Below are 23,174 nucleotides of genomic sequence, written 5' to 3' on the forward strand. Positions count from 1 at the left end.
AGCTGGCAACAGCTCCCACAAAAAAACCCCGCAAATGCGGGGTTTTTTTGTGGTGCGGGCCGTAATCAACCCATGTGCAATCCGCCGTTGACCGAGAAGTCGGCTCCCGTGGCATAGCCGCCCTCTTCCGAGGCCAGCCAGGCGATGATGGACGCGATCTCGCTGGGCTCGCCCAGGCGCTTGACAGGCACAGTGGCGACAATCTTCTCCAATACGTCTGGGCGGATGGCCTTGACCATGTCGGTGCCGATGTAGCCCGGGCTCACGGTGTTCACCGTCACGCCCTTGGTGGCCAGCTCCTGCGCCAGGGCCATGCTGAAACCGTGCATACCGGCCTTGGCGGCCGAGTAGTTGGTCTGGCCGGCCTGGCCCTTCTCGCCGTTGACCGAGCTGATGTTGATAATGCGGCCCCAGCCCTTTTCCACCATGTCGGCCACCACCTGCTTGGTGACGTTGAACATGCTGTTGAGATTGGTCTCGATCACCTGGTCCCAGTCCTCGCGGGTCATCTTGAGGAACATGCGGTCGCGCGTGATGCCGGCGTTGTTCACCAGCACATCAATGCTGCCGTGCTCGGCCTTGGTCTTGGAAAAGGCCTCGACGGTGGAGTCCCAGTCGCCCACGTTCCCCACCGATGCGTAAAAGGTGTAGCCCAGGGCCTTTTGTTCATCCAGCCATTTTTGGAAGTCGCGCGTAGGGCCGCAACCTGCGATGACCTTGAAGCCTTCCTTGTGTAAACGCTGGCAGATGGCGGTGCCAATGCCCCCCATGCCGCCCGTGACATACGCTACTTTCGTGCTCATCTGACTTTCTCCTTGTTGCTTCGCGGTACTCGATTCGACTCTACCCAACATTTGCGCCCATGCGGATGAGGAAAACACCAACACCGCATTTTTTGGTAAAGATTTGTCATGGGTATGACTCTGCAAAGACCGTGCACCGACAAGGCGCACATTGCGTCCCCAGATCTACAACCCGCCCGCGAGAGGAAGCGACTCCCAGCCCGGCCGGGCAAACAGATAGCCCTGCTGATAACGGATTCCCAAAGATTGCAGGTATTGCGATTCAGCCTCGGTCTCGATGCCCTCGGCAATGATGACGATCCCCAATCGCTTGCAGACCAGTTCAATGCCACCCGCAATGGCCTGGCGTACCGGGTCCTGGTCGATGTTTCGGATCAGTTCCATGTCGATCTTGAGCACATGGGGCTGGAACCTCGTGAGCATGTTCAGTCCTGCATAACCCGCCCCAAAGTCATCAATCGCCGTGATCAACCCCTGGCGGCGATACTCGCTGAAGATGGCTTTGAGATGCTCACCATGGTTCAGGGGCTCGTTCTCCGTCACCTCGAACATGATGCGGCCGTGCGGAAACGAAAACTCCCGCGCCGCTTCCAGGGTGGCCCGAATACAGGTTTCAGCCCGATACACCGCATTGGGCAAAAAGTTAATGCTCAGACGGCAATCGGGCAGCGCTGCCAGGCCCAGACGGGACGCAAGTTCAATGGCTTTGACACGACAGGCCTGGTCGAAACGATAGCGGTTGCCGTCATCGACCCACGACAACACGCTGGCAGCCGATTCGCCATTGACTCCGCGCACCAGCGCCTCGTAGGCAAACGGACAGCCCGTTTCCATATCCATGATCGGCTGGAAAGCCATGGTGAACGCGAAGGGCAGCAGCGACTTGTCCTTGCACGCCGCACAACCCACCGGATCAAAGGGCTGGGCAAAAATGGTGGTGGTCATGTGCGATCGATCGTAACGCAGTGTCACGCACAGCGATACCATCACGCCCCACAAAAAAGCCGCGTCACAACGCGGCTTTTCTCGTGAGCAACAAAGAGACGGCTCAGCGTTCCAGCGCCAGAGAAACCCCCATGCCTCCGCCAATGCAGAGCGCAGCCAAACCTTTCTTGGCGCCGCTGCGCTGCATTTCGTGCAGCAGTGTCACCAGAATGCGGCAGCCCGAGGCGCCAATGGGGTGGCCGATGGCAATGGCGCCACCGTTCACGTTGACCTTGGCCGGGTCGATGCCCAGCTCCTTGTTCACCGCGCAGGCCTGGGCGGCAAAGGCCTCGTTCAGCTCGAACAGATCCACATCGGCCGCGTTCCAGCCTGCGCGCTGCAGTGCCTTGCGCGACGCGGGCACCGGGCCCATGCCCATGGTGGCCGGGTCCAGGCCGCTGGTGGCATAGGCGGCAATGCGCGCCAGCGGGGTCAGGCCCAGGGCTGCGGCTTTCTTGGCGCTCATCACCACCACGGCAGCGGCGCCGTCATTGATGCCGGAGGCGTTGCCCGCCGTCACCGTGCCCGCCTTGTCGAACGCAGGGCGCAGCCCGGCCAGCACGTCGGCGTTGGTCTTGCGGTTGAGGTACTCGTCCACATTGAAGACGATGGGGTCGCCCTTCTTCTGCGGCAGGCTCACACCCACGATTTCGTCGGCGAACTTGCCAGCGTCCTGCGCAGCAGCGGCCTTTTGCTGGCTGGCCAGGGCCAGTGCGTCCTGCATCTCGCGCGTGATGCCGTACTGCTTGGCCACGTTCTCGGCGGTGATACCCATGTGGTACTGGTTGTACACGTCCCACAGGCCGTCCACGATCATGCTGTCCTGCATCTTCCAGTCGCCCATGCGTTGGCCATCGCGCGAACCCATCAGCACGTGGGGCGAGAGGCTCATGTTCTCCTGCCCGCCAGCCACCACGATCTCGCTGTCGCCCGTGGCCACCGCCTGGGCGGCCAGCATGACGGCCTTGAGGCCGGAGCCGCACACGGCGTTGATGGTGAGCGCCGGGGTTTCCTTGGCCACACCGGCCTTCATCAGCGCCTGGCGCGCAGGGTTCTGGCCCACGCCCGCAGCCAGCACCTGGCCCATGATGACTTCACCCACCTGGTCCAAACCCACGCGCGCGCGCGCCAGGGCTTCCTTGACGACGATGGCACCCAGTTCGGTGGCCGGCGTCTTGGCCAATGCGCCGCCAAACTTGCCCACAGCGGTGCGGGCGGCCGAAACGATGACGATGTCTTCCATGGTGATTCCTTCTTGCTGCTACTTCAAAATGGGCCTACTGCGCACAGCGAACCCGATAGGGGTGACACACCGATTGTGACGGCGTCGCGTGTCAGGATTTTTGCTTCACGTAACGACCGGGCGCAGGTTCAATGGCCTTGAACTGCGCGCCCTTGCCGTAGGTCTTGGGCGCGGCCACCTGCTTGCCCGCATGGCTGCGCAGCCAGTCGGACCAGTCGGTCCACCAACTGCCAGGGTGCTCGGTGGCGCCGTCGAGCCAGGCGTCCAGCGTGGCGGGCAGTTTGCCGTCGGCGCGGATCCAGTGGCTGCGCTTGCCCTTGGCCGGGGGGTTGATGACGCCCGCAATGTGGCCAGAGGCCCCCATCACAAAGCGTTTCTTGCCCGGCAGCACCTGGGTGGAGGCATACGCGGCCTTGATGGGCACGATGTGGTCCTCGCGCGAGCCGTAGATGTATGCCGGCAGGCGCACCTGGCCCAGGTCGATCTTCTCGCCGCACACCGTCAGCGCACCCGGTTTGACGAGCTTGTTCTCCAGGTACATGTTGCGCAGGTACCAGGCATAAAACGGCCCAGGCAGGTTGGTGCTGTCGCTGTTCCAGTAGAGCAGGTCGAACGGGGGCGGCGTCTCGCCCTTGAGGTAGTTGCCCACCACGTAGTTCCAGACCAGGTCGTTGGGCCGCAGGAAGCTGAAAGTGGACGCCAGCTCCTGCCCGCGCAGCAGACCACCTTCGCCCATCTGCATTTCGCGGAACTGCACGAAGGCCTCGTCGATGAACACATCGAGGATGCCGGTATCGGTGAAGTCCAGCAGCGTGGTGAGGAAGGTCGCGCTGGCCACCACGTCCTGCCCACGCGCGGCCAGCACCGCCAGCGCGTTGCCCAGGATGGTGCCGCCCACGCAAAAGCCCAGGGCGTTGATCTGCGGCGCACCGCTGATCTTGCGCACCACCTCGATGGCCTCGATGGCGCCGTGCTCCACATAGTCGTCCCAGGTCTTTTTTGCCAGCGATTCGTCGGGGTTGCGCCAGCTCACCACAAAGGTGCGGTGGCCCTGCTCGACGGCGTAGCGGATGAGCGAGTTGTCAGGCTGCAGGTCCAGGATGTAGAACTTGTTGATGCACGGCGGCACCATCAGGAAAGGCTTTTCAAACACCTTGGCCGTGAGCGGCTTGTATTCGATGAGCTGGAACAGCTCGTTCTCAAATACCACCGCGCCCTCGGTGGTGGCCACATTGCGGCCCACCTCGAAAAGGCGCTCGTCGGTCATGGACACATGGCCCTGGCGCAGGTCGTGCAGCAGGTTGGCCATGCCCTGGGCAATGCTCTCGCCCTGGGTGTCCAGCGCTTTCTTCTGCGCCTCGGCATTGAAGACCAGGAAGTTGCTCGGCGCCATGGCGGCGATCCACTGCTCCACGGCAAAGCGGATGCGGGCACGGGTCTTGGCGTCGGTCTCCACCGCATCGGCCAAGCCCATGAGCGTGCGTGCGCTCAGCAGGTAGGCCGCCGCCGTGTAGGCCGCCATGGGGTTGGCGGCCCAGCCGTCTCCCGCAAAACGCTTGTCACTCCCAGGAGCCTGCGGCGCGCCCTGCAGGGCCTGCTGCCAGAGCTTGCCGGCTTCTTGAACATATTCCTGCTGCAAGGCCTGCAGCTTGTCGTTGGAAAAGCGGATCTCGGGCAACTTGGCTCCCGGTGCAGCGCCTGCCCCGGTGGGTTGCAGGGTTTGCAAGGCCTGCGCCCAACCCTCGCCCCACATCTTTTGCCATTGCTGAGCGCCTTGCGCCCAGAGCGATTCCTGGTCCATGCTGTCTCCTGGTGCGGTTCCACGGCCCCGCCGTTGCAGGGCCATTGTGCGGATGGTGCAACCCTCACAGGTTGTGCTGGTATGGTAACGCGCCATCGCTTACACCATCTGACAGCTGCTGCAGCCCATGTACCTCGTTCTCATCGCCTGGCTTTACGTGACCCTGATGATGGCCCTGGCAGAGGCCACCAGCCCCACCGGCTCTGTGTTGGGCGCAGTGGTCACGTTTGTTTTGTACGGGCTGCTGCCCATGGGCATCGTGGGCTACATCCTGGGCACCCCGGCGCGCAAGCGTGCACTGCGTGCCAAGGCCCTGGCCGAACAGGCTTCTGAACAGGCTCCCGCCGATGCTCCTGCCTCAGCCGAGCCAGATGCAGGCAGCCATGCGCCCGCTGCCGCCCAGGGCAGCGCTGTCGCGCCGGTGCGAAAAGAACCGTGAGCCCTGTGCCACCGTGCACCAGGCGGCGCTGGAATCGTTGCCGTAAATGTGCGCGATGCCCAGCGCCTGCAGCCGCTGGCGCGCCAGGCCCGCCAGGTCGGCCAGGTACTTGCCCGCACCGTGGGGCTGAAAATACGCCGCCGCCGCTGGGTTGTGTGCGCAGAACGCAGCCCGCACTTCGGCCCCCACCTCAAACGCCTGCGGCCCAATGCACGGCCCCAGCCAGGCCAGGGTCTGGCTTGCGCACGCACCAGCGCCCTCGTTTGCTATTTTTTTGATAGCTGCTTGCGCTTGATAGACGTGCCTTAGAGCCGAAAATCGTTCAAAAACCGCCTCCAGCACCCCCACACCGCCCTGCCCCGCCAGCCCGCGCCAGCCCGCATGTGCAGCCGCCACCACGGTACCCGCACCGTCGGTCAGCAGCACGGGCAGGCAGTCGGCCACCATGATCGTGCAGGCCAGCCCAGGCTGCGTGCTCACGCAGGCATCGGCCACCACGCCATCGGCGGTGCCGGGCTCCAGCACCACCACCTGCGTGCCATGCACCTGCTGCAGAAACACGGCCTGCGCCTGCGGCGTGACGCTTTGCAGCGCCGCCTGCAACACACCCCGGTTGGCGGCCACGGCGTGCGGGTCGTCGCCCACATGGTCGCCCAGGTTCATACGGTCGTACGGCGGCTGGCTGTGGCCCCCGGTGCGGGTGGTGCACAGCGCGTGCACATGGGCGGGTGCAGGCCACTGCGGCCGCAACCAGTCGGGGGGAAAGTGCGTCATGCGTGCCAGTGTATCGGGGGCATGGCACACTCAAGGGCACTCCCTGGTCCCGCCTGAAATGCCACCCGCCATGAGCTTTGTCTTTGTCCCGCCCCCCGTACCCAGCGTCCCCGTGCACGGCAGCGCCCAGCGCTTTGCGGTGCACCGCATCTACTGCGTAGGCCGCAACTACGAAGATCACGCCAAGGAGATGGGCTTCACCGGCCGCGAGCCACCGTTCTTCTTCCTCAAGCCCGCCGATGCCGTGCTGCCTGTGGACGCCGGCCAGACCGGCCTGCTGCCCTACCCCAGCCTGACCGCCAACCTGCACCACGAGGTGGAACTGGTGGTGGCCATTGGCCAGGGCGGGCGCGACATCCCCGCCGCGCAGGCGCTGCAGCATGTGTACGGCTACGCCGTGGGCCTGGACATGACCCGGCGCGATCTGCAGAACGACATGAAGAAGCAAGGCCGCCCCTGGTGCATTGGCAAGGGCTTTGAGCACAGCGCCCCCATTGGCCCCATCACGCCCGCCACACAGGCAGATGGTGTTGCCAAGGCCGCCATCTGGCTGCAGGTCAATGGCCAGGACCGCCAGCGCAGCAGCACCAACAAGCTCATCTGGAACATTGCCGAAACCATTGAGCACCTCTCCCACGCCTGGGAGCTGCAACCCGGCGACCTGATCTACACCGGCACCCCCGAAGGCGTGGGCGCCGTAGTCAGCGGCGACCTGATCGAGGCGGGCATCGACGGACTGGAAGGCCTGCGCCTGCGCGTGCAATGACCAGCGCCAGCGCCCCCACCGGCTTTCACAGCCAGATCAAGCACTGCCGCGCCTGCGGTACCGCCGTGGTGTACCGCGTGCCCGACGACGGCGACACCCGCACCCGCGCCATCTGCCCGCAGTGCCACACCGTGCACTACGAAAACCCGCTCAACGTGGTGGGCACCGTGCCCGCGCTGCCCGACGGCCGCGTGCTGCTGTGCAAGCGCAACATCGAGCCGCGCTGGGGCAAATGGACCCTGCCCGCAGGCTTTATGGAGCTGAACGAAACCACCGCCCAGGGCGCCGAGCGCGAGACCGACGAAGAAGCCGGAGCCCACATCGCCATGGGCCCGCTGTTTGCCGTGCTGAACGTGCGCCGCGTGGGCCAGGTCCACCTGTTCTACCGCGCCACGTTGCTGAGCGAGGCCTTCAACCCCGGCTTCGAAACCCAGGAGGCCCGCCTGTTCACCGAAGCGGAAATCCCCTGGGACGAACTGGCGTTCCGCACCGTGAAGGAAACCCTGCTGCGCTTCTTTGCAGACCGCAAGGCGGGGGCGTTTGGCATGCATTGCGTCGATATCGAATAGCGGCGCGGCGCCCCCTCCTCAAGGGCGCGTTTCCACAAAGAACGGCGGGTTGCCCTGCACCGGCCCAGGCACCACCACGCCAGGCTGCACCGGCATGTCCAGCACGATGCCCGGCTGCGGCGCAGGCGCTGCGTCGGGGGCTTCGGGCACGTTGCCGTAGGAGCCCGGCACAAAAGGCGGCGCCTGGGGCGTGGCGCTCTCCAGCGGCACCAAGGGCGCTTCGGTGATTTCGGGCTGCTGCGCTGCGGTGGGCGGCGGCGGGGCTGACGCGGTGTCGGGGCTGTCCGGCCCGCCAGTGCGGCGGCCGAACAGGTCGTACACCCAGTTGCGCACACCGGCCACGGCGGTGCCCACCCAGCTGGACTCTTCCTCGTCGATGAAGCGTTCGCGGGCGTCGATCACCTTCTGCCGCAGCGCCTGCTGGAACACCTCGCCCACCATGGGCAGCGCGCTGTGCGCGCCCTGGCCCCAGTAGTCGCTGCGCAGGGTGATGCGCCCGTCGTTGAAGCCCACCCACGCACCGGCCACCAGTTGCGGGTGCATCAGGATGAACCAGCCGTCGGTGTTGTCCTGCGTGGTGCCGGTCTTGCCCGCCACGTCGGCGCTGATGCCGTAGCGGCTGCGGATGGCCACGCCCGTGCCCTTGTCCACCACGCCGCGCAGGGCGTCGCGCAACTGCTGCGCGGCCGTCAGGCCCAGCACGCGCTCGGGCGCGGCGGGGGCGAAGTCTTCCAGCACCTTGCCGTTCTTGTCCTCGATGCGCGTGATGACGCGCGGCGCGTGGTAGCTGCCGGCGCTGGCAATGGCGCCGTAGGCCGCCACCATTTCCTTGAGCGTGACCGGGCTGGTGCCCAGGGCCAGCGAGGGCACCACGTCCAGCTTGGATTCGCGCACGCCCATGGCCCGCGCCAGTTGCGCCACGCGCATGGGGCCCACCTGCTGCATGAGCTGCGCGGTGATGGTGTTCTTGGAATACGCCAGGCCGTCGCTCAGCGTCATGGGCATGTCGCTCGGCGGCCTGTTGCCGTCCGTGGGGCGCCACACCTGCCTGTTGCCCAGCGGGATTTCCACGGCGGTGTCCATCAGCGTGTCGGTGGGCAGCAGGCCCTGGTCGAACGCGGCGCCGTACACAAAGGGCTTGAAGGTGGAGCCCGGCTGGCGGCGCGCGGCCTGCACGTGGTCGAACGGGTCCTGCGCGAAGTCGCGGCTGCCCACCCAGGCGCGCACCTCGCCCGTGCGCGGGTCCATGGCCATGAAGCCGGCCTGCACGCGCGTCTTCTCTTGCCGCAGCGTGCGCAGGAAAGCCGGGTCGGCCAGCAGGTCCTTCAACGCATCGTCGGGCGCCGCGCCCTTGGCCACGGCGGCTTCGTAGCGCGCCGATTCGCGCACCAGTTGCCGCACCAGCGGGTTCTTGGGGTTCCAGGCATTGCGCGCGGCCCAGGCCCCGTCGGCCACGCCCTGCAGCGCCCTGCCCTGGCGCGCCACGGCCTGGTTGGCCAGCTGCTGCAGGCGGGAATCGATGGTGGTGCGGATCACCAGCCCATCGGCATACAGGCTGTAGCCGTTGCGGTCGGCCCAGTCGATGAGCTGCTTGCGCAACTGCTGCGCTAGGTGCGGCGCGGGGCCGGCCGTCTCTACCTGCCGCTCGAAGCGGATACGCAGCGGGCGCTTGATGAGCGCGGCGTATTCCGCCTCGGCCAGCTTGCCGCGCTTCTTCATCTGCGCCAGCACGGTGTTGCGCCGCGCCTGGGCACGCTCGGGGTTGAGCACCGGGTTGTAATAGGCCGTGCCCTTGAGCATGCCGATGAGCGTGGCGCTCTCCAGCACGTTGAGCTGGTCGGCCGACTTGTCGAAGTAGGTGCGCGCCGCCATCTCGATGCCGTAGGCGTTGTAGAGGAAGGGCACGGTGTTCAGGTAGGTCTCCAGGATCTCGTCCTTGGAGTACAGCGCCTCGATCTTCAGCGCCGTGATGGCCTCCTTGACCTTGCGCGTGAGCGTGGGCGCCCGGCCAATGTCCTCGGGGTACAGGTTGCGCGCCAACTGCTGCGTGATGGTGGAGCCGCCCTGCTTGTCGCCCCCCAGCGTGCGCACCAGCGCCGACGCCGTGCGCCGCCAGTCCAGGCCCCAGTGGCCATAGAAGCGGTGGTCCTCGGTGGCGATCAGCGCGTCCACCACCGGCGGGGCGATCTCGGCAAGCGGCACCCAGGCGCGGTTCACCCAGCGGTACTCGGCCAGCAGCTTGCCATCCGCCGCCACCAGTTGCGCCGGCTGCTCCGTCTTGGCCTTGCGAATGTCGCGGATGCCCGGCGTGAAGGGAATCAGCACCAGCACATACAGCAGCAGCGCCAGCCCGGCCGCCATCAGCGCCCAGAGCAGGCTGTGCAGCGAGAGCAGCTTCTCGGGCCGCTGCAACGCACGCGCCCACACCGGCCGCAGCGCGGCCCAGCGCGTGCGCAGGAAAGCAGGGAAAGACATGGGGTTTGGATTCAAAAGTGGCTCAAGCGCTTGATGGGTAAGCGCTAGCAGCTATCAAATTCGGAGTTTGCAGGCGGAATGGATGGCTTGCAGGCCCCTCGCATGGAGGGCGAGAGGTGCGCTGTTATACCGCCAATCGGCGGGAATTGCGGTTTGGGGTTGTAGCTGCCGAGGGCGGTGTCGGGATGCTTGCTGACGACTGTGCTTTGTGCAGCTTCGATATGTGCTGCATGCGCTACGCAGGGTCGAATCGATGCGAGCTTGCCCGGTGCCCAACACTCCTATGCACTGCGAAAACATTCTTGGCGACATCGGTACCAATGGTAACAATGGCGTTCATGGACTTTCCCCTCCACAAAACAGGATAATGAACGAGACATTTCCATTCCATCACGGCGCATGGTGTGGCGCATCGCGTAACAATTCGCATCACCGAACTGGAAACGCAAAATCATTTCACTCATCAGATAAATATGAAATCATTCGCATGGGGGCTATTTTTAAACACGATATTATTTTTTAGCTTGAAAATTCTTGCGTTGGCAAAAATATCGAAACCTATATTTCTCTACATGGAATCAGGGGGATGGCTCACGAAAATAATGATCACAAATCTCCCCACCCCTGTAATTTCACTAATTACATCCAATAGCAATGATTCCCCAGGAGTAACCCTGTTATTACTCGGCGCATTTCTTCAAAATTCGGTCGTAATAATTTTATTAACGTTTTTATTTATCAACACAAATCCAGCAATCAAAATTTCAAATAAATCCACACGCAGAGTATCAAACAAATAGCTACAGCACTTACAATCCAGTGCAAAGTGCTTGTAAGCATGCCACAAACAACCCCTTCAACCTTCAAATTTAAAATCAGCAGAAATCATGAAAAAATCGATCTTTTTTTGCTCAATACTTCTTGCATCCCTCGCCGCACATTCTCAATCTACTGAGCCTGCCAATATGACAACAGAGGAAGTTCTGGCCTTGATAAAGGGAAAAACCATTCAAACCCAAAACACCCGGTGGGGAAGCGTTCGACTGAATTTTCAAGAGAACGGCATAGTTTGGGCCAGCGGCAACGGCTTTAATCATAAAGGCGCATGGAAAGTGGAGGAGGGAAAACTGTGCTTGGACGGGCAAAAATTTGATTTTGAAGGATGTGGGGCAATGCGTAAAGTCGGAGGAGAAATTCAACACCTCTGGCCAAAAGGCGAAGTACATTTCACTCATCAATTACCCTGATCCATGGAATATGGACCGCCCTACAACAGCAAGCGCCTGATCTGTTGGAGACCCGCGAGGGAAAACACCCGCAGTCGTATCTCCGACATCTGTTGAAAACTCTGTGGTGGTCCATCCGCAATCGAATCCGCGCCTCTGCATCACCAAGTGTTGCAGGAGGCTGCGGATCCGCCGGAAGAGCTTTCTGCGCAACGCGACCCGGCTGGCTGTGATAGCCAGTCCAATCCGGCGCACTGGCACTACACGGCCGTACCCAACCCCAACTGCTGCAAAAACGGCAACGTCTTCTCCGCCGCCCGCTGCCCCTCGGCAATAGCCTCCTCGGCCCGGTAGAAGTCCATCAGCCCCAGGTGCGCCAGTTGCGGCGCAATCACCACCTCGGGTGGGTCGCCGGCCATGCGGCTGCGGGTGATGCGCACCTGCATGATGTTGACGCTGGCCAGCACCACTTCCAGCAGCGATGGCGTGGGCACGCGGGCCGGGTCGGGCGTGGGCAGCAGGGAGGCAAAGCCGTCCTGCAGGCGGCCCAGCCAGCCGGCCGCTTCCTCATCGTCCTCCGGTGCCTCGGCGGGCGGCTTGGCCGGGCCGTTGGCGCCGGGTTTGCGCAGGTGGCGGCCCAGGATGTCGGCGTTCAGGTCCACGGCGATCACGATGTCGGCGCCCATGGCGCGCGCCAGCGACACGGGCACGGGGTTGACCAGCCCGCCATCGACCAGCAGGCGGCCTTCACGCTGGGCCGGGGTGAACAGGCCGGGCAAGGCCATGGAGGCGCGCACGGCGTCGGCGGTGGAGCCGGTGCGCAGCCACACTTCGCTGCCCGAATGCAGGCCGGTGGCCACGGCGGCGAAGGGAATGTCCAGCGCCTCGATGGGGCGGTCGGAGAAGCGGCTGCGGAAGAACTCGATCACCCGCTCGCCCTTGAGCATGCCGCCCGCCAGCTTGAAGTCCATGAACGAGAACATGGTGCGCCCGGTCAGGCCGCGTGCCCATTGCTCGAAGCGGTCCAGCTCGCCCAGCGCGTAGGCCGCGCCCACCACGGCGCCAATCGACGCGCCGCACACCAGGTCGGGCTGGATGCCCGCCTGCTGCAGCGCGCGGATCACGCCGATGTGTGCCCAGCCGCGCGCCGAACCGCTGCCCAAGGCCAGGCCGATTTTTGGGGCGTGAAGGGGCAATGGCATAAAAGTTTAGACTTTTATTTCACCAGTTTCGAGAAACGTCAAAAAATCCTCTTTAGACATTACCGAGACGCCTTGATCTACAGCCTTTTTCAACTTCGACGGACCAGCACTCTCTCCCGCCACCAAAATCATCAAATTCTTTGTGACCGAGGTCGCAACATGCAATCCGTTTGCCTTGGATATTTCTTCCAGTGCAATCTTCTCAGAAGCAGACAAGCCAGTAAAACAAACCTCAGGACCTTTTTTCTGCTTTTTCTTCTGATTTGAATAGACTATAGCCCAGCCCTCTCCTTCATCCAAGAGTGAAATCTGATCATCATTCAAATCAGTTTTTGATTTTAATATTCTCCGAAGTTTTTCGGACACCAACCTCCGAGGAGCACCGGAGGATTCCTTGAAGAAATCCACATTCATGCGCAATAACTCCTTGATCGACTCATCCCAACCCTCAGAAAAAATAGCTTTCTGAATCGCTTTTCCAACCGAATTTGAAATAGGACCGTCAATAATTTCACTGATACTTTTCAAGTTTTCGGCCCATGACAACAATGATTTTTCGCCAATGCCAGAGAGTATATTTTTTTTACCCGCCAAATCAGAAAGATCAACCTGCTTGACTCTAGACAATAATAATTTTAAGTCTACAATTTCATTAGCATTCGAGGTCAATTCTTGCGGCAGAACACCAGCATCAAGAAGTCGGTCGATCACAGATTGATTGCTCGATTGTGATAAAAATTTTGCGATTGATTTTGAAACCTCGATTCCAACATCATTCAAAAACAGCGGCGTCCATTTTTTTGTATTTCTAAAATTCTTGATATTTCCGTAGAACTTCGCCAGTATTCTTGCAGTCGCCTCTCCTACATGAGGAATTCCTAACGCAAAAATAAAACGATCAAGCAGTGGCTTTTTAGATCTATTTATGGCCTTCAATAGATTGTCTGAAGACAGCTCCTGCAATGTTCCGCCGCCGCTCAGTTGCAATCCAATAAAATCATTCTTATCCAGGTAAAATAGATCAGATGGGTAATTAATTTTCCCTGACTCCACAAGCGCGTCAATTATTTCTTCGCCGAGTCCATCAATATCCATCGCACCTCTTTTTGCAAAGTGCCAAATGGCTTCTTTCCGCTGCGCAGGGCAGAATAATCCAGCAGTACAACGATAATTTTTTTGATGCTTTTCTCGCACAACATCACCACCACAAATAGGGCAGTGAGTTGGCATTCTGAAATTGGGAACATACGGGCGACGCGGCATTAAGCCACCTCCCTCGCCCAGAGCCGACTGCACGCAACCCACCACTTCCGGAATCACATCCCCCGCACGGCGCACGATCACTTGGTCACCTACGCGCACGCCCTTCTTGCGGATCTCGAACAGGTTGTGCAGCGTGGCGTTGGTGACGGTGACACCGCCCACGAACACCGGCGCCAGCCGCGCCACAGGCGTGATCTTGCCGGTGCGGCCCACCTGCACGTCGATGGCCTCGATGCGCGTGGCCATCTCTTGCGCCGGGTATTTGTGCGCCACGGCCCAGCGCGGCTCGCGCGTCTTGAAGCCGAGCTGGCGCTGCAGTGCCAGGCTGTTGACCTTATAGACCACGCCGTCGATGTCGTAGGGCAGCGCATCGCGGGTGGCGCCGACTTGCCGGTGGAATGCTACCAATTCAGTAGCGCCTAGCGCAGTCCGCACCTGCTCAGCAACCGGAAAACCCCATTGTTTGAGGGCCTGCAGCAGTTCAAAGTGCGTGGCAAACGCCGGGCCGCCCTCGGCCTCGGGCGTGATGGCGCCCAGGCCATAGGCAAAGAAGCGCAGCGGGCGTTGCGCGGCGATGCCCGAGTCGAGCTGGCGCACGGCGCCTGCGGCGGCGTTGCGCGGGTTCACGAAGGTCTTGCCGCCCTGCGCGCGCTGGCGCTCGTTGAGCGCATCAAAGTCGGCGCGGGGCATGTAAACCTCGCCGCGCACTTCCAGCAGGGGCGGCGTGCCGGCCGGCAGCGTAAGCGGAATTTGCCGGATGGTGCGGATGTTGTGCGTGACGTCCTCGCCCACCTCGCCGTCGCCGCGCGTGGCGGCCTGCACCAGCTTGCCGTGCTCGTAGCGCAGGCTCATGGCCAGGCCGTCGAACTTGGGCTCGGCCACGTATTCCACGGGTGGGTCACTCTCGGCCAAGCCCAGCTCGCGGCGCACGCGCGCGTCGAAGGCCTGGGCGCCACTGGCCTCGGTGTCGGTTTCGGTGTGGATGCTGAGCATGGGCACCGCGTGGCGCACGGGGGCCAGGCCGTCCATCACGGCGCCGAGCACGCGCTGCGTGGGCGAGTCGGGGGTGATGAGGTCGGGGTGCTCGGCCTCCAGGGCCTGCAGGCGCTGGAAGGCACGGTCGTACTCGGCGTCGGGCACGCTGGGGGCGTCCTGCACGTAGTACTCGTGCGCCCAGGTGTTGAGCTGCTGGCGCAGTGCTACTATTTCGATAGCTGCTGGCGCCCGTCCATCAGGCGCTGGAGGCGGAAAAAGCTCCAAGTTTTCAGTCATGGGCGGCAGGCCCCATCAACTGAAGAGGCGGCGCGCTTGGGGCGAGCCAGCGGAGAGGTCGCGGCCGTCGAGCTGGTCATAGAGCTGCTCCAGGTCGGCGGCGATGGGGTCCATGGCCATGGCGGGCAGCGGGTTGCCGTTCTGGTCGCAGAGCACGCCGTCCATGCTCTCGCACAGGGCAGCGGCCACCTGGCGCAGGCGGGCAAAGGGCTGTTCGGCGCGGGCCACATGGGCCACGTCCAGGCTGAGCGACAGCTCGCGGATGGCCGATTGCTCGGGGTCGTCCGACAGGGCGGCCTGGGTGTCGTAGCCCAGGCCCAGCACCGGGGGCTGGCCGGCAGTGCCTGCGGGCAGCACCAGGCGGCCAGGCAGCGCACCGGGCACAAAGCCAAGACGCGCGGCGTTTTGCTGCACGTAGCCGGGGCTCCAGGCGGCCTGGCGGGCGCGTAGCTGGAAGGCGAGCTGCGCGTCGTGGTCGCTGGCGAACTGGTCCAGTTCGCGGGCGCGGGCCACTTCCTGCAGCATGTCGGGGAACTCGGGCGCGGCGTTGATGGCGTCGGCAAAGGCCTGGGCCTTCATGACGAATTCAGAAAACTCGATCTCGTTGAGCGCACCCATGCGGTTGGCCAGTTGCACCCCGGCCTGGAAGGCGCGGTAGCGCTGGCCAGGCACGGGGGTTTCCCACTGGCCGCTGGCGTCGTTGAAGGCTTCGATGGCAAAGGGCTTGCTGCCCGCGCGCCGGGTGGGCGGCAGCGCGGCCAGCGCGGCTTCGCCGGAGACGGGCTGCTCGGGCACGATGGGGGCGATGGCGTCGATCAGCGGGTCGAGCTGAAACCAACGCTCGGGGCTGGCGTGTGCGGGCGGCACGGGCAGGTGCAGGGCGTCGTCCACATCCACGCCGTGGATGCTGGGCTCGGGGCCGCGGTCCAGGCCGTGCACGGGCGATACGGTGGGCACGCTGGCTTCAGATTCGTCCAGCGCGGGCTCCAGGCGCTGCGCGGGTTCGGCGGACGCGTCGCGCTCGGGCGGCTGGGCCTTGCGCGGGGCGTTGCGGTGGGTGGTCCAGGCGTTGTAGGCCACGATCAGGGCCAGCAACACGGCGCCAATGACGGCCAGGCTGATTTGCAGGTTGCTCATGGTTTGGTGTGATTCGATATCTCAGTATTCCATTGCCCAGCCCGACACCCGCAACCTATGAAACGGGCGCGGCCCAGGCCAGCGGCCCCCGCGCAAGGGCCGCCAACATGTCCATACCCGGGCGCTGGGGGCGTCCCCCTTCCGCATCGCGCAGCAATGCCAGAGAAGGGGGAAGGCGCGCAGCGCCACAGGGGGTTGTACCTCATGTCATGCGTCCGCCATCGACAAAGCGGACTCCATGTCCACCGCCACGATGCGCGAGACGCCCTGCTCCTGCATGGTCACGCCGATGAGTTGCTCGGCCATTTCCATGGCGATCTTGTTGTGGCTGATGAACAGGAACTGGGTGCCCTGCTTGCTCATGCTGGTGACCAGCTTGGCGTAGCGCTCGGTGTTGGCGTCGTCGAGCGGCGCGTCCACCTCGTCCAGCAGGCAGAACGGTGCGGGATTGAGCTGGAAGATGGCGAACACCAGCGCGATGGCGGTGAGTGCCTTCTCGCCGCCCGAGAGCAGGTGGATGGTCTGGTTCTTCTTGCCCGGCGGCTGGGCCATGACCTGCACGCCGGAATCGAGGATTTCGTCGCCGGTGATGATGAGCCGCGCCTGTCCGCCCCCGAACAGCTCGGGGAACATGCGCCCGAAGTGCTGGTTGACGGCGTCGAAGGTGCCCGAGAGCAGGTCGCGCGTCTCGGCGTCGATCTTGCGGATGGCGTCTTCCAGCGTCTGCATGGCCTGCTGCAGGTCGGCGGTTTGCGCGTCCAGGAAGACCTTGCGCTCGCGCGCGGCGGCCAGTTCTTCCAGCGCGGCCAGGTTGACGGCGCCCAGCGCGGCAATGTCGCGCTGCAGGCGGTCGATCTCGCCCTGCAGGCCCGCCAGGCGCACGCCGCCTTCGGCCACCGATTGCGCCAGCGCCTCCAGGTCGGCCTGCGCATCTTGCAGCAGGGTGCTGTACTGCTCCAGCCCCAGGCGGGCGGCTTGTTCCTTGAGCTGCAGTTCGGTAATGCGCGTGCGCTGGGGCTCCATGGCGCGCTCCAGTTGCAGGCGGCGTTCGTCGCTGGCGCGCAGGCGGGCGGTCAGGTCGTCGTACTGGCTGCGCTGGGCAGCAAGCTCTTGCTCGCGTTGCAGCTTGAGTTCCAGCACCTGCTGCAGCCCGCCCTGGGCGGCGGCGTCGGACAGGCGCTCCAGCTCGCCCTGGGCGCGCTGGCGTTCGTCCTGCAGGGCCTGGGTTTGCTGGGCGGCGGTGTCCAGGGTGCGCGAAAGCTCGGAACGTCGGGCCTCCAGGCTGCGCTGCGAGAAGGTGGCCTCCTGCGCCTGGCGCTCCAGGCTGCGCTGCTGCTCGCGGCACTCCTGCAGGCGGCGTTCGGCCTCGATCACGCGGTCGCCCAGTTGGGCGTGGCGCTCCTGGCTGTCGGCCAGTTGCATGTCGAGTTCTTCAAAGCGCGCTTCGGCGGCCACGCGGCGCTCTTGCAGGTCGTCCAGCTGGGCCTGCACTTCGGCCAGGTCGGCACCAATCTGCTCGCTGCGCGCGCGCGCCTGCTCGGCCAGTTGCGACTGGCGCAGGTGCTCCACCTGCAGCTCGTGGGCGCGCGACTGGGCCTCGGCGGCCTCGCGGCCCAGCGTGGCCAGGCGCTGGGTGGCGTCGGCGTAGGCGGCTTCGGCGCGTACCAGCGCGGTGCGGGCCTCTTCGCCGATGAGGGCCTGGGCGCGCAGTTCCTTGTCGAGGTGCTCGATCTCCTGGGCGCGCGCCAGCAGGCCCGATTGCTCGGAGTCCTGCGCATAAAAACCCACGCTGTGCGCGGTCACGCAGTGCCCCTGCGGCACGTAAATGGCGCTGCCGGGCGCAAGCTGGGCGCGGCGGTCCAGCGCCTCGTCCAGCGTGGGGGCGGTGTGGCAGCCCACAAGCCAGTCTTCGAGCACGGCGCGCAACCCTGCGTCGTGCACACGCAGCAGGTCCGACAGGCGCGGCAGGCCGTTTGCTGCGTTCGGCGTGGGTGCCTGCGGCGGCGTGAAGAAGGCCAGCTTGGCGGCGGGCGCATCGCCCCCGCCGGCGCCCAAAAAGCCGCGCACCATGTCCAGGCGGCCCACTTCGAGCGCGCCCAGGCGCTCGCGCAGCGCGGCTTCCAGCGCGTTTTCCCAGCCGGGTTCGATGTGGATGCGGCTCCACAGGCCCTGCAGGCCGTCCAGGCCGTGCTTGGCCAGCCAGGGGCGCAGTTTGCCGTCGGTTTTGACCTTTTCCTGCAGCGCCTTGAGGGCCTCCATGCGCGCCGAGAGGTCGGCCTGGCGGGCGGTCTCCTGGTTCACGGCCTGCTGGCGGGCGCGGCGGTCTTCGTCCAGGCGGGGCACGGCTTCCTGCAGTTCTTCCAGTCGGGCGGCGGCCAGTTCCTGGGCCTCGGTGGCGGCCTCGCACTGGCTGCGCAGGTTGGCCAGGCGGGCTTCGTCGGGCGCGGCCAGGGCGTTGCGGTCGGCGCGCAGGCGCTCGAAGCGGGCATCCGCCTGGCGGCTTTGTTCGTCGATGCTGCGCTGCTCTGCCGCCAGCACCTGGATTTGCTGCTGCACCTGCACCACGCTGGCACGCTGGGCGTCGGCCTGGCCCTGGGCCTGGCGCAGGGCTTCTTCCAGGTCGGGCAGGCGCATGGCCTGTTCTTCGACCTGGGCAGCCAGCAGCTCGGCCTTTTCCTCGGCATCGACCCCGGCCCCGGCCAGGTGTTCCAGTTCGGCGTCGGCCTCTTCGCGGCGCGCCTGCCACTGGGTGATTTGCTCTGCGAGTTGCACCAGGCGCTGCTCCACGCGCTGGCGGCCTTCGAGCACGTAGCGGATTTCAGCCTCCAGGCGGCCGACTTCGGCACTGGCCTCATAGAGCTTGCCCTGGGCCTGGTTGACCTGGTCGCCTGCGGCGTAGTGCGCCTGGCGGATGGTTTCGAGCTCGGCCTCGACATGCCGCAGGTCGGCCATGCGCGATTCCAGCTCGTTGACGGCGGCCAGCCCTTCGCTGCGCACGCGGGCCTGCTCAGCCTCGGCCTCGGTGCGCTTGAGGTACCACTGCTGCTGCTGGCGCAGCGTGGCCTGGGACTGCAGTTGCTTGTAGCGCTCGGCGACCTCGGCCTGCTTTTCGAGCTTTTCGAGGTTGCTGCCCAGCTCGCGCAGGATGTCTTCCACGCGGGTAAGGTTCTCGCGCGTGTCGTGCAGGCGGTTTTCCGTCTCGCGGCGGCGCTCCTTGTATTTGGAGACACCGGCGGCTTCTTCGAGGAACAGACGCAGTTCCTCGGGGCGCGACTCGATGATGCGGCTGATGGTGCCCTGGCCGATGATGGCGTAGGCGCGCGGCCCCAGCCCGGTGCCCAGGAACACGTCCTGCACGTCACGGCGGCGCACGGGCTGGTTGTTGATGTAGTAGCTGCTGTTGCCGTCGCGCGTGAGTACGCGCTTGACGGCGATCTCGGTGAACTGGTTCCACTGGCCACCGGCGCGGTGGTCGGCATTGTCAAAGACCAGCTCCACGCTGGAGCGGCTGGCGGGCTTGCGCGAAGTGGTGCCGTTGAAGATCACGTCCTGCATCGACTCGCCGCGCAGTTCGCTCGCCTTGGACTCGCCCAGCACCCAGCGCACCGCGTCCATGATGTTGGACTTGCCGCAGCCGTTCGGCCCCACCACGCCCACCAGTTGCCCTGGCAGCATGAAGTTGGTCGGTTCGGCAAACGACTTGAAGCCGGAGAGTTTGATGGAGTTGAGACGCACGGATCACCCTGTCAGACGCCAGCACCCGCTGCCCCTGTGGAGGCAGGGCTGGCTCATACGCCGGGCCGGGGCAGTGAAAGCCCCGCCGGCAAGGCGCAGATGTTACCCGAGCGCCGTGTCCCGGTGCGGGTGTGGCTTGGGTCTGTAAACAATTGAAACAACCACAGGTTTGCGTCACCAATATCCCCGACATGCGCATGGGCATGACAGACTTGTACACACCGTCAAGAACCCCTTGGAACGCACCCATGAACGCCCCACCCACGCCCCAGGAAACCCAGGCACTGACCACAGCCGAAGAAGCTGCCAACCTCCCCCTTCCCGGCCGCAGTGCCGCCCTTTCGGCACTGGGTGCAGCAGCACTCGCGGCCTGCGGCGGTGGCAGCGACGACAGCCCCTCCACACCCGGCACGCCGGGTAGCCCTGGCTCACCGGGCGACCCCGGCGATGGGCCAGGCGACAACCCTGGCACCCCGGCCACCCCGCTGACGCACGAGGAAAGTGCCCGCTTTCTGGCGCAGGCGACGCTGGGCGCCAGCCGCGCAGATATTGAAGCGCTGACCAGCAAGGGCCTGGGCACCTGGCTCAACGAGCAATTCGCCATGCCGGTCAGCATGCGCATGGTGGACTGGCTCTACGCCAAGGGGCTGGATGCGGAAGAATTCCGCTTCAGCCAGCGCGGCCTGGACAACGCACTGTGGCGCACACTGATCACCAGCCCCGACGCCCTTCGCCAGCGCGTGGCGCTGGCCCTGTCGGAGATCTGCGTGGCATCGGTGCTGGGCGTGGACAGCAGTTACCGCCAGTTTGCGCTGGCGTATTACTACGACATCCTCCAGACCCATGCCTTTGGCAACTACCGACAGTTGCTGGAAGACATCTCGCTGAGCCCGGCCATGGGCTACTACCTCACCTACCGGGGCAATTCCAAGGCCAACCCCAAGACCGGCAGCCAACCCGACGAGAACTACGCGCGCGAACTGATGCAGTTGTTCACCATCGGCCTGGTGCAGTTGCGCGCCGACGGCACGCCCGTGGTCAACAACGGCCAGTTCGTGGAAACCTACCGCTCCGACGATGTGATGGGCCTGGCCCGGGTGTTCACGGGCTGGGACCTGGACACGGCAGGCCTGTCCAAACCCTACCCTGCGGCGCAGATGTGCCGGCCCATGGCACAGGTGGCCTCGCGCTACGAGACCGGCGCCAAGCAGTTCCTGGGCACCACCATCCCTGAGGGCACCGATGCCCTCGCGGCCCTGCGCCGCGCGCTGGACGCCCTGTTCGTCCACCCCAATGTGGCGCCGTTCATCAGCCGCCAGCTCATCCAGCGGCTGGTCACCAGCAACCCCAGCGGGGGTTATGTCGCCCGCGTGGCGGCCGTGTTCGCCAACAACGGGCAAGGCGCGCGAGGTGATCTGCGCGCCGTGGTGCGCGCCATCCTGCTGGACCCCGAGGCGCGCGATCGCGGCCAGTTGCAAAACCCCAACTGGGGCAAGCTGCGCGAGCCGGTGCAGCGCTTTGTGCACTGGGCGCGGGCCTTTGGCGCCACGTCCACCGGCGACGCCTGGGACGTGGGCGACCTGTCCGACCCCGGTTCGCGCCTGGGCCAAAGCCCGCTGCGTTCGCCCTCGGTGTTCAACTTCTTCCGCCCTGGCTACATACCGCCCAACACGGCACTGGCGGCACAGGGCCTGGTGGGGCCGGAGTTCCAGCTCACCAACGAGTCCACCGTGGCGGGCTATGTGAACTTCATGCAGAACGCCGTGGCCGGCCGCAGCGTGGGCGACCTGCGCGCCAACTACGCCGCACTGCTGGCCAAGGCGGGCGATCCCGCCGCGCTGGTGGCCGAGCTGCAACTGGTGCTGGCCGCTGGCCAGCTCTCGCCCGCCACCGTGGCCACACTCACGGCGGTGCTGGGCGGCATGCCCGGCAAGACCACCACCGAACTGCAAAACCGGATGTATGCCGCACTCACGCTGGTGCTGGCCTCGCCCGAATACATCGTCCAGAAATGAGGCCTCGCATGTCTGCACTCCCCCCCATCAGCACCCACGACGCATCGCGCCGCGCCTTTCTGCGCCGCAGCAGTCTCTTGTCCATGGCAGCGGGGGCCGCTCCGTGGGCGCTGACGCTTTCGGCCATGGGCGACGCCGCCGCCCAGACGGCCGACGACTACAAGGCCCTGGTCTGCGTGTTTCTGCAAGGCGGCAACGACAACTGGAACACCCTGGTGCCCTACGACAGCACGCACCACGCGCTGTACCAGGGCCTGCGCAGCAACATCGCCTTCACGCGCGAAGCGCTGGCGGGCAGTGTGCTGACGCCTGCGGGCGGCAGCACCGACGGGCGTGCCTTTGCCCTGGCCCCCAACCTGGGCACAGGCCTGCTGCCACTGTTCCAGCAAGGGCGCATGGCCGTGCTGCACAACGTGGGCACCCTGGTGCAGCCCACCACGCGCGAGCAGTACATGGCACGCTCGGTGCCGCTTCCGCCCAAGCTGTTCTCGCACAACGACCAACAGTCGTACTGGCAGGCATCGGCCGCCGAGGGCGCCACCACCGGCTGGGGCGGGCGCATGGGCGACCTGTTCATGTCGGCCAACAGCACCTCAACCTTCACCTGCATCAACGTGACGGGCAACGCGGTGTACCTGTCGGGCAACACCGCCATTCCCTACCAGGTCACCCCCAGCGGGGCGGTGCCGGTCAATGGCATCAAGAACCGCCTGTTCGGCTCGGCTGACGCATCCCAGGTGCTGCGCCAGTTCATGACGCAAGGCTCCTCGCACTGGCTGGCCAACGAGCATGCGCGCGTGGCGCAGCGCTCCATCGAGGCGGGCGAGCGCATCACTGCGGCGCTGGCAGGCAACCCAGCGCCCGTCACCTTTCCCACCAGCAACCGGCTGGCCGACCAACTTGCCCTGGTGGCGCGTCTCATCAGCGCCCGTGGCAGCCTGGGTACCAAGCGCCAGGTGTTTTTTGTGTCGCTGGGCGGGTTCGACACACATGACAGCCAACTGGGCGCCCACGCCACCTTGATGACCAACCTGGGCAATGCGCTGGCCGCGTTCTACCGCGCCACCGAGGCGCTGGGTGTGGCCTCGAAAGTCACCACCTTCACGGCCACCGACTTTGGCCGCACGCTGGTGAGCAACAACGACGGCACGGACCATGGCTGGGGCTCGTCGCAGTTCGTGATCGGTGGCGCCGTGAAAGGTGGCAGCTTTGTCGGCGCCGCCCCGCTGCCCGCCAACAACGGCCCGGACGACGTGGGCCGGGGCCGCCTGCTGCCCTCGGTGTCGGTCGAACAATACGCCGCCACGCTGGGCCGCTGGTTCGGCATCTCCGCCACCGACCTGCCCCTGGTGCTGCCGCGCCTGGGCAATTTTGGTTCTGCCGACCTGGGATTCATGCAGATTTAGGCGCCAAACGCCCGTGGAATAAGCGCAACAAGCTATTGATTCGATAGCAAAACTCCCTCTCCCC

The 23,174-nt window shown here is 64.7% G+C and carries 16 protein-coding genes; 6 read left to right on the forward strand and 10 right to left on the reverse strand.

Annotated features, from left to right (window positions below; all coding sequences use genetic code 11):
• Positions 1–65: 65 nt before the first annotated feature.
• From phbB to phaC, 4 genes are all read right to left on the reverse strand, one after another.
• On the reverse strand, positions 66–803 hold the full coding sequence (phbB, locus tag GWK50_RS10465) for an acetoacetyl-CoA reductase (protein ID WP_162016456.1): 738 nt from the start codon (positions 801–803) through the stop codon (positions 66–68).
• A gap of 165 nt (positions 804–968) precedes the next feature.
• Positions 969–1,748, reverse strand: a complete 780-nt coding sequence (locus tag GWK50_RS10470) for an EAL domain-containing protein (protein WP_162016457.1) — start codon at positions 1,746–1,748, stop codon at positions 969–971.
• Between the two features lie 103 nt (positions 1,749–1,851).
• Entirely contained in the window at positions 1,852–3,030 is a 1,179-nt protein-coding gene (locus tag GWK50_RS10475; RefSeq protein WP_162016458.1) for an acetyl-CoA C-acetyltransferase, read from the reverse strand.
• Positions 3,031–3,121: 91 nt separating this feature from the next.
• Positions 3,122–4,831, reverse strand: coding sequence for a class I poly(R)-hydroxyalkanoic acid synthase (gene phaC / locus GWK50_RS10480; protein WP_162016459.1), 1,710 nt, complete (start codon positions 4,829–4,831; stop codon positions 3,122–3,124).
• Positions 4,832–4,958: 127 nt separating this feature from the next.
• Between phaC and GWK50_RS10485 the strand changes: the two genes are divergently transcribed.
• Positions 4,959–5,270: a hypothetical protein gene (locus tag GWK50_RS10485; protein ID WP_162016460.1), complete on the forward strand. Its 312-nt coding sequence runs from the start codon at positions 4,959–4,961 to the stop codon at positions 5,268–5,270.
• Here GWK50_RS10485 and pgeF read toward each other — a convergent pair.
• Positions 5,190–6,044 (reverse strand): peptidoglycan editing factor PgeF, encoded by an 855-nt coding sequence (gene pgeF, locus GWK50_RS10490; protein WP_162016461.1) that lies wholly within the window; start codon positions 6,042–6,044, stop codon positions 5,190–5,192. The genes GWK50_RS10485 and pgeF overlap by 81 nt on opposite strands.
• 70 nt (positions 6,045–6,114) lie before the next feature.
• On the opposite strand from pgeF, the gene GWK50_RS10495 reads away from it, so the two are divergent.
• Positions 6,115–6,810: a fumarylacetoacetate hydrolase family protein gene (locus GWK50_RS10495; protein WP_162016462.1), complete on the forward strand. Its 696-nt coding sequence runs from the start codon at positions 6,115–6,117 to the stop codon at positions 6,808–6,810.
• Complete coding sequence (locus GWK50_RS10500) at positions 6,807–7,379, forward strand: NUDIX hydrolase (RefSeq protein WP_162016463.1); 573 nt, start codon at positions 6,807–6,809, stop codon at positions 7,377–7,379. The genes GWK50_RS10495 and GWK50_RS10500 overlap by 4 nt, the downstream gene beginning before the upstream one ends.
• Positions 7,380–7,397: 18 nt before the next feature.
• On the opposite strand, the gene GWK50_RS10505 is transcribed toward GWK50_RS10500, so the two are convergent.
• A complete protein-coding gene (locus GWK50_RS10505) occupies positions 7,398–9,854 on the reverse strand; it encodes a transglycosylase domain-containing protein (protein ID WP_162016464.1) in 2,457 nt (818 codons plus the stop codon).
• An 887-nt stretch (positions 9,855–10,741) separates the two neighbouring features.
• On the opposite strand from GWK50_RS10505, the gene GWK50_RS10510 reads away from it, so the two are divergent.
• Positions 10,742–11,101: a DUF995 domain-containing protein gene (locus tag GWK50_RS10510; protein WP_162016465.1), complete on the forward strand. Its 360-nt coding sequence runs from the start codon at positions 10,742–10,744 to the stop codon at positions 11,099–11,101.
• Positions 11,102–11,340: 239 nt separating this feature from the next.
• Here GWK50_RS10510 and rssA read toward each other — a convergent pair whose 3' ends face one another.
• The 4 genes from rssA to smc form a co-directional block, all read right to left on the reverse strand.
• The gene (rssA, locus tag GWK50_RS10515; protein WP_162016466.1) at positions 11,341–12,282 is read right to left on the reverse strand and encodes a patatin-like phospholipase RssA; all 942 of its coding nucleotides are present in this window, start codon (positions 12,280–12,282) and stop codon (positions 11,341–11,343) included.
• 6 nt (positions 12,283–12,288) lie between these two features.
• On the reverse strand, positions 12,289–14,817 hold the full coding sequence (gene ligA / locus GWK50_RS10520; RefSeq protein WP_162016467.1) for an NAD-dependent DNA ligase LigA: 2,529 nt from the start codon (positions 14,815–14,817) through the stop codon (positions 12,289–12,291).
• A gap of 15 nt (positions 14,818–14,832) precedes the next feature.
• On the reverse strand, positions 14,833–15,954 hold the full coding sequence (locus GWK50_RS10525; protein WP_162016468.1) for a cell division protein ZipA C-terminal FtsZ-binding domain-containing protein: 1,122 nt from the start codon (positions 15,952–15,954) through the stop codon (positions 14,833–14,835).
• 207 nt (positions 15,955–16,161) lie between these two features.
• Complete coding sequence (gene smc, locus GWK50_RS10530) at positions 16,162–19,689, reverse strand: chromosome segregation protein SMC (RefSeq protein WP_162016469.1); 3,528 nt, start codon at positions 19,687–19,689, stop codon at positions 16,162–16,164.
• 248 nt (positions 19,690–19,937) lie between these two features.
• On the opposite strand from smc, the gene GWK50_RS10535 reads away from it, so the two are divergent.
• Both GWK50_RS10535 and GWK50_RS10540 read left to right on the forward strand, forming a co-directional pair.
• Positions 19,938–21,704 carry a DUF1800 domain-containing protein gene (locus GWK50_RS10535; protein WP_162016470.1) on the forward strand — a complete coding sequence of 589 codons (1,767 nt, stop codon included), beginning with the start codon at positions 19,938–19,940 and terminating at the stop codon, positions 21,702–21,704.
• Between the two features lie 8 nt (positions 21,705–21,712).
• Positions 21,713–23,110 carry a DUF1501 domain-containing protein gene (locus GWK50_RS10540; RefSeq protein WP_162016471.1) on the forward strand — a complete coding sequence of 466 codons (1,398 nt, stop codon included), beginning with the start codon at positions 21,713–21,715 and terminating at the stop codon, positions 23,108–23,110.
• Positions 23,111–23,174: the final 64 nt, after the last annotated feature.

The organism is Acidovorax sp. 210-6, from assembly GCF_010020825.1.
In the GTDB taxonomy this organism is placed as follows: domain Bacteria; phylum Pseudomonadota; class Gammaproteobacteria; order Burkholderiales; family Burkholderiaceae_C; genus Simplicispira; species Simplicispira sedimenti.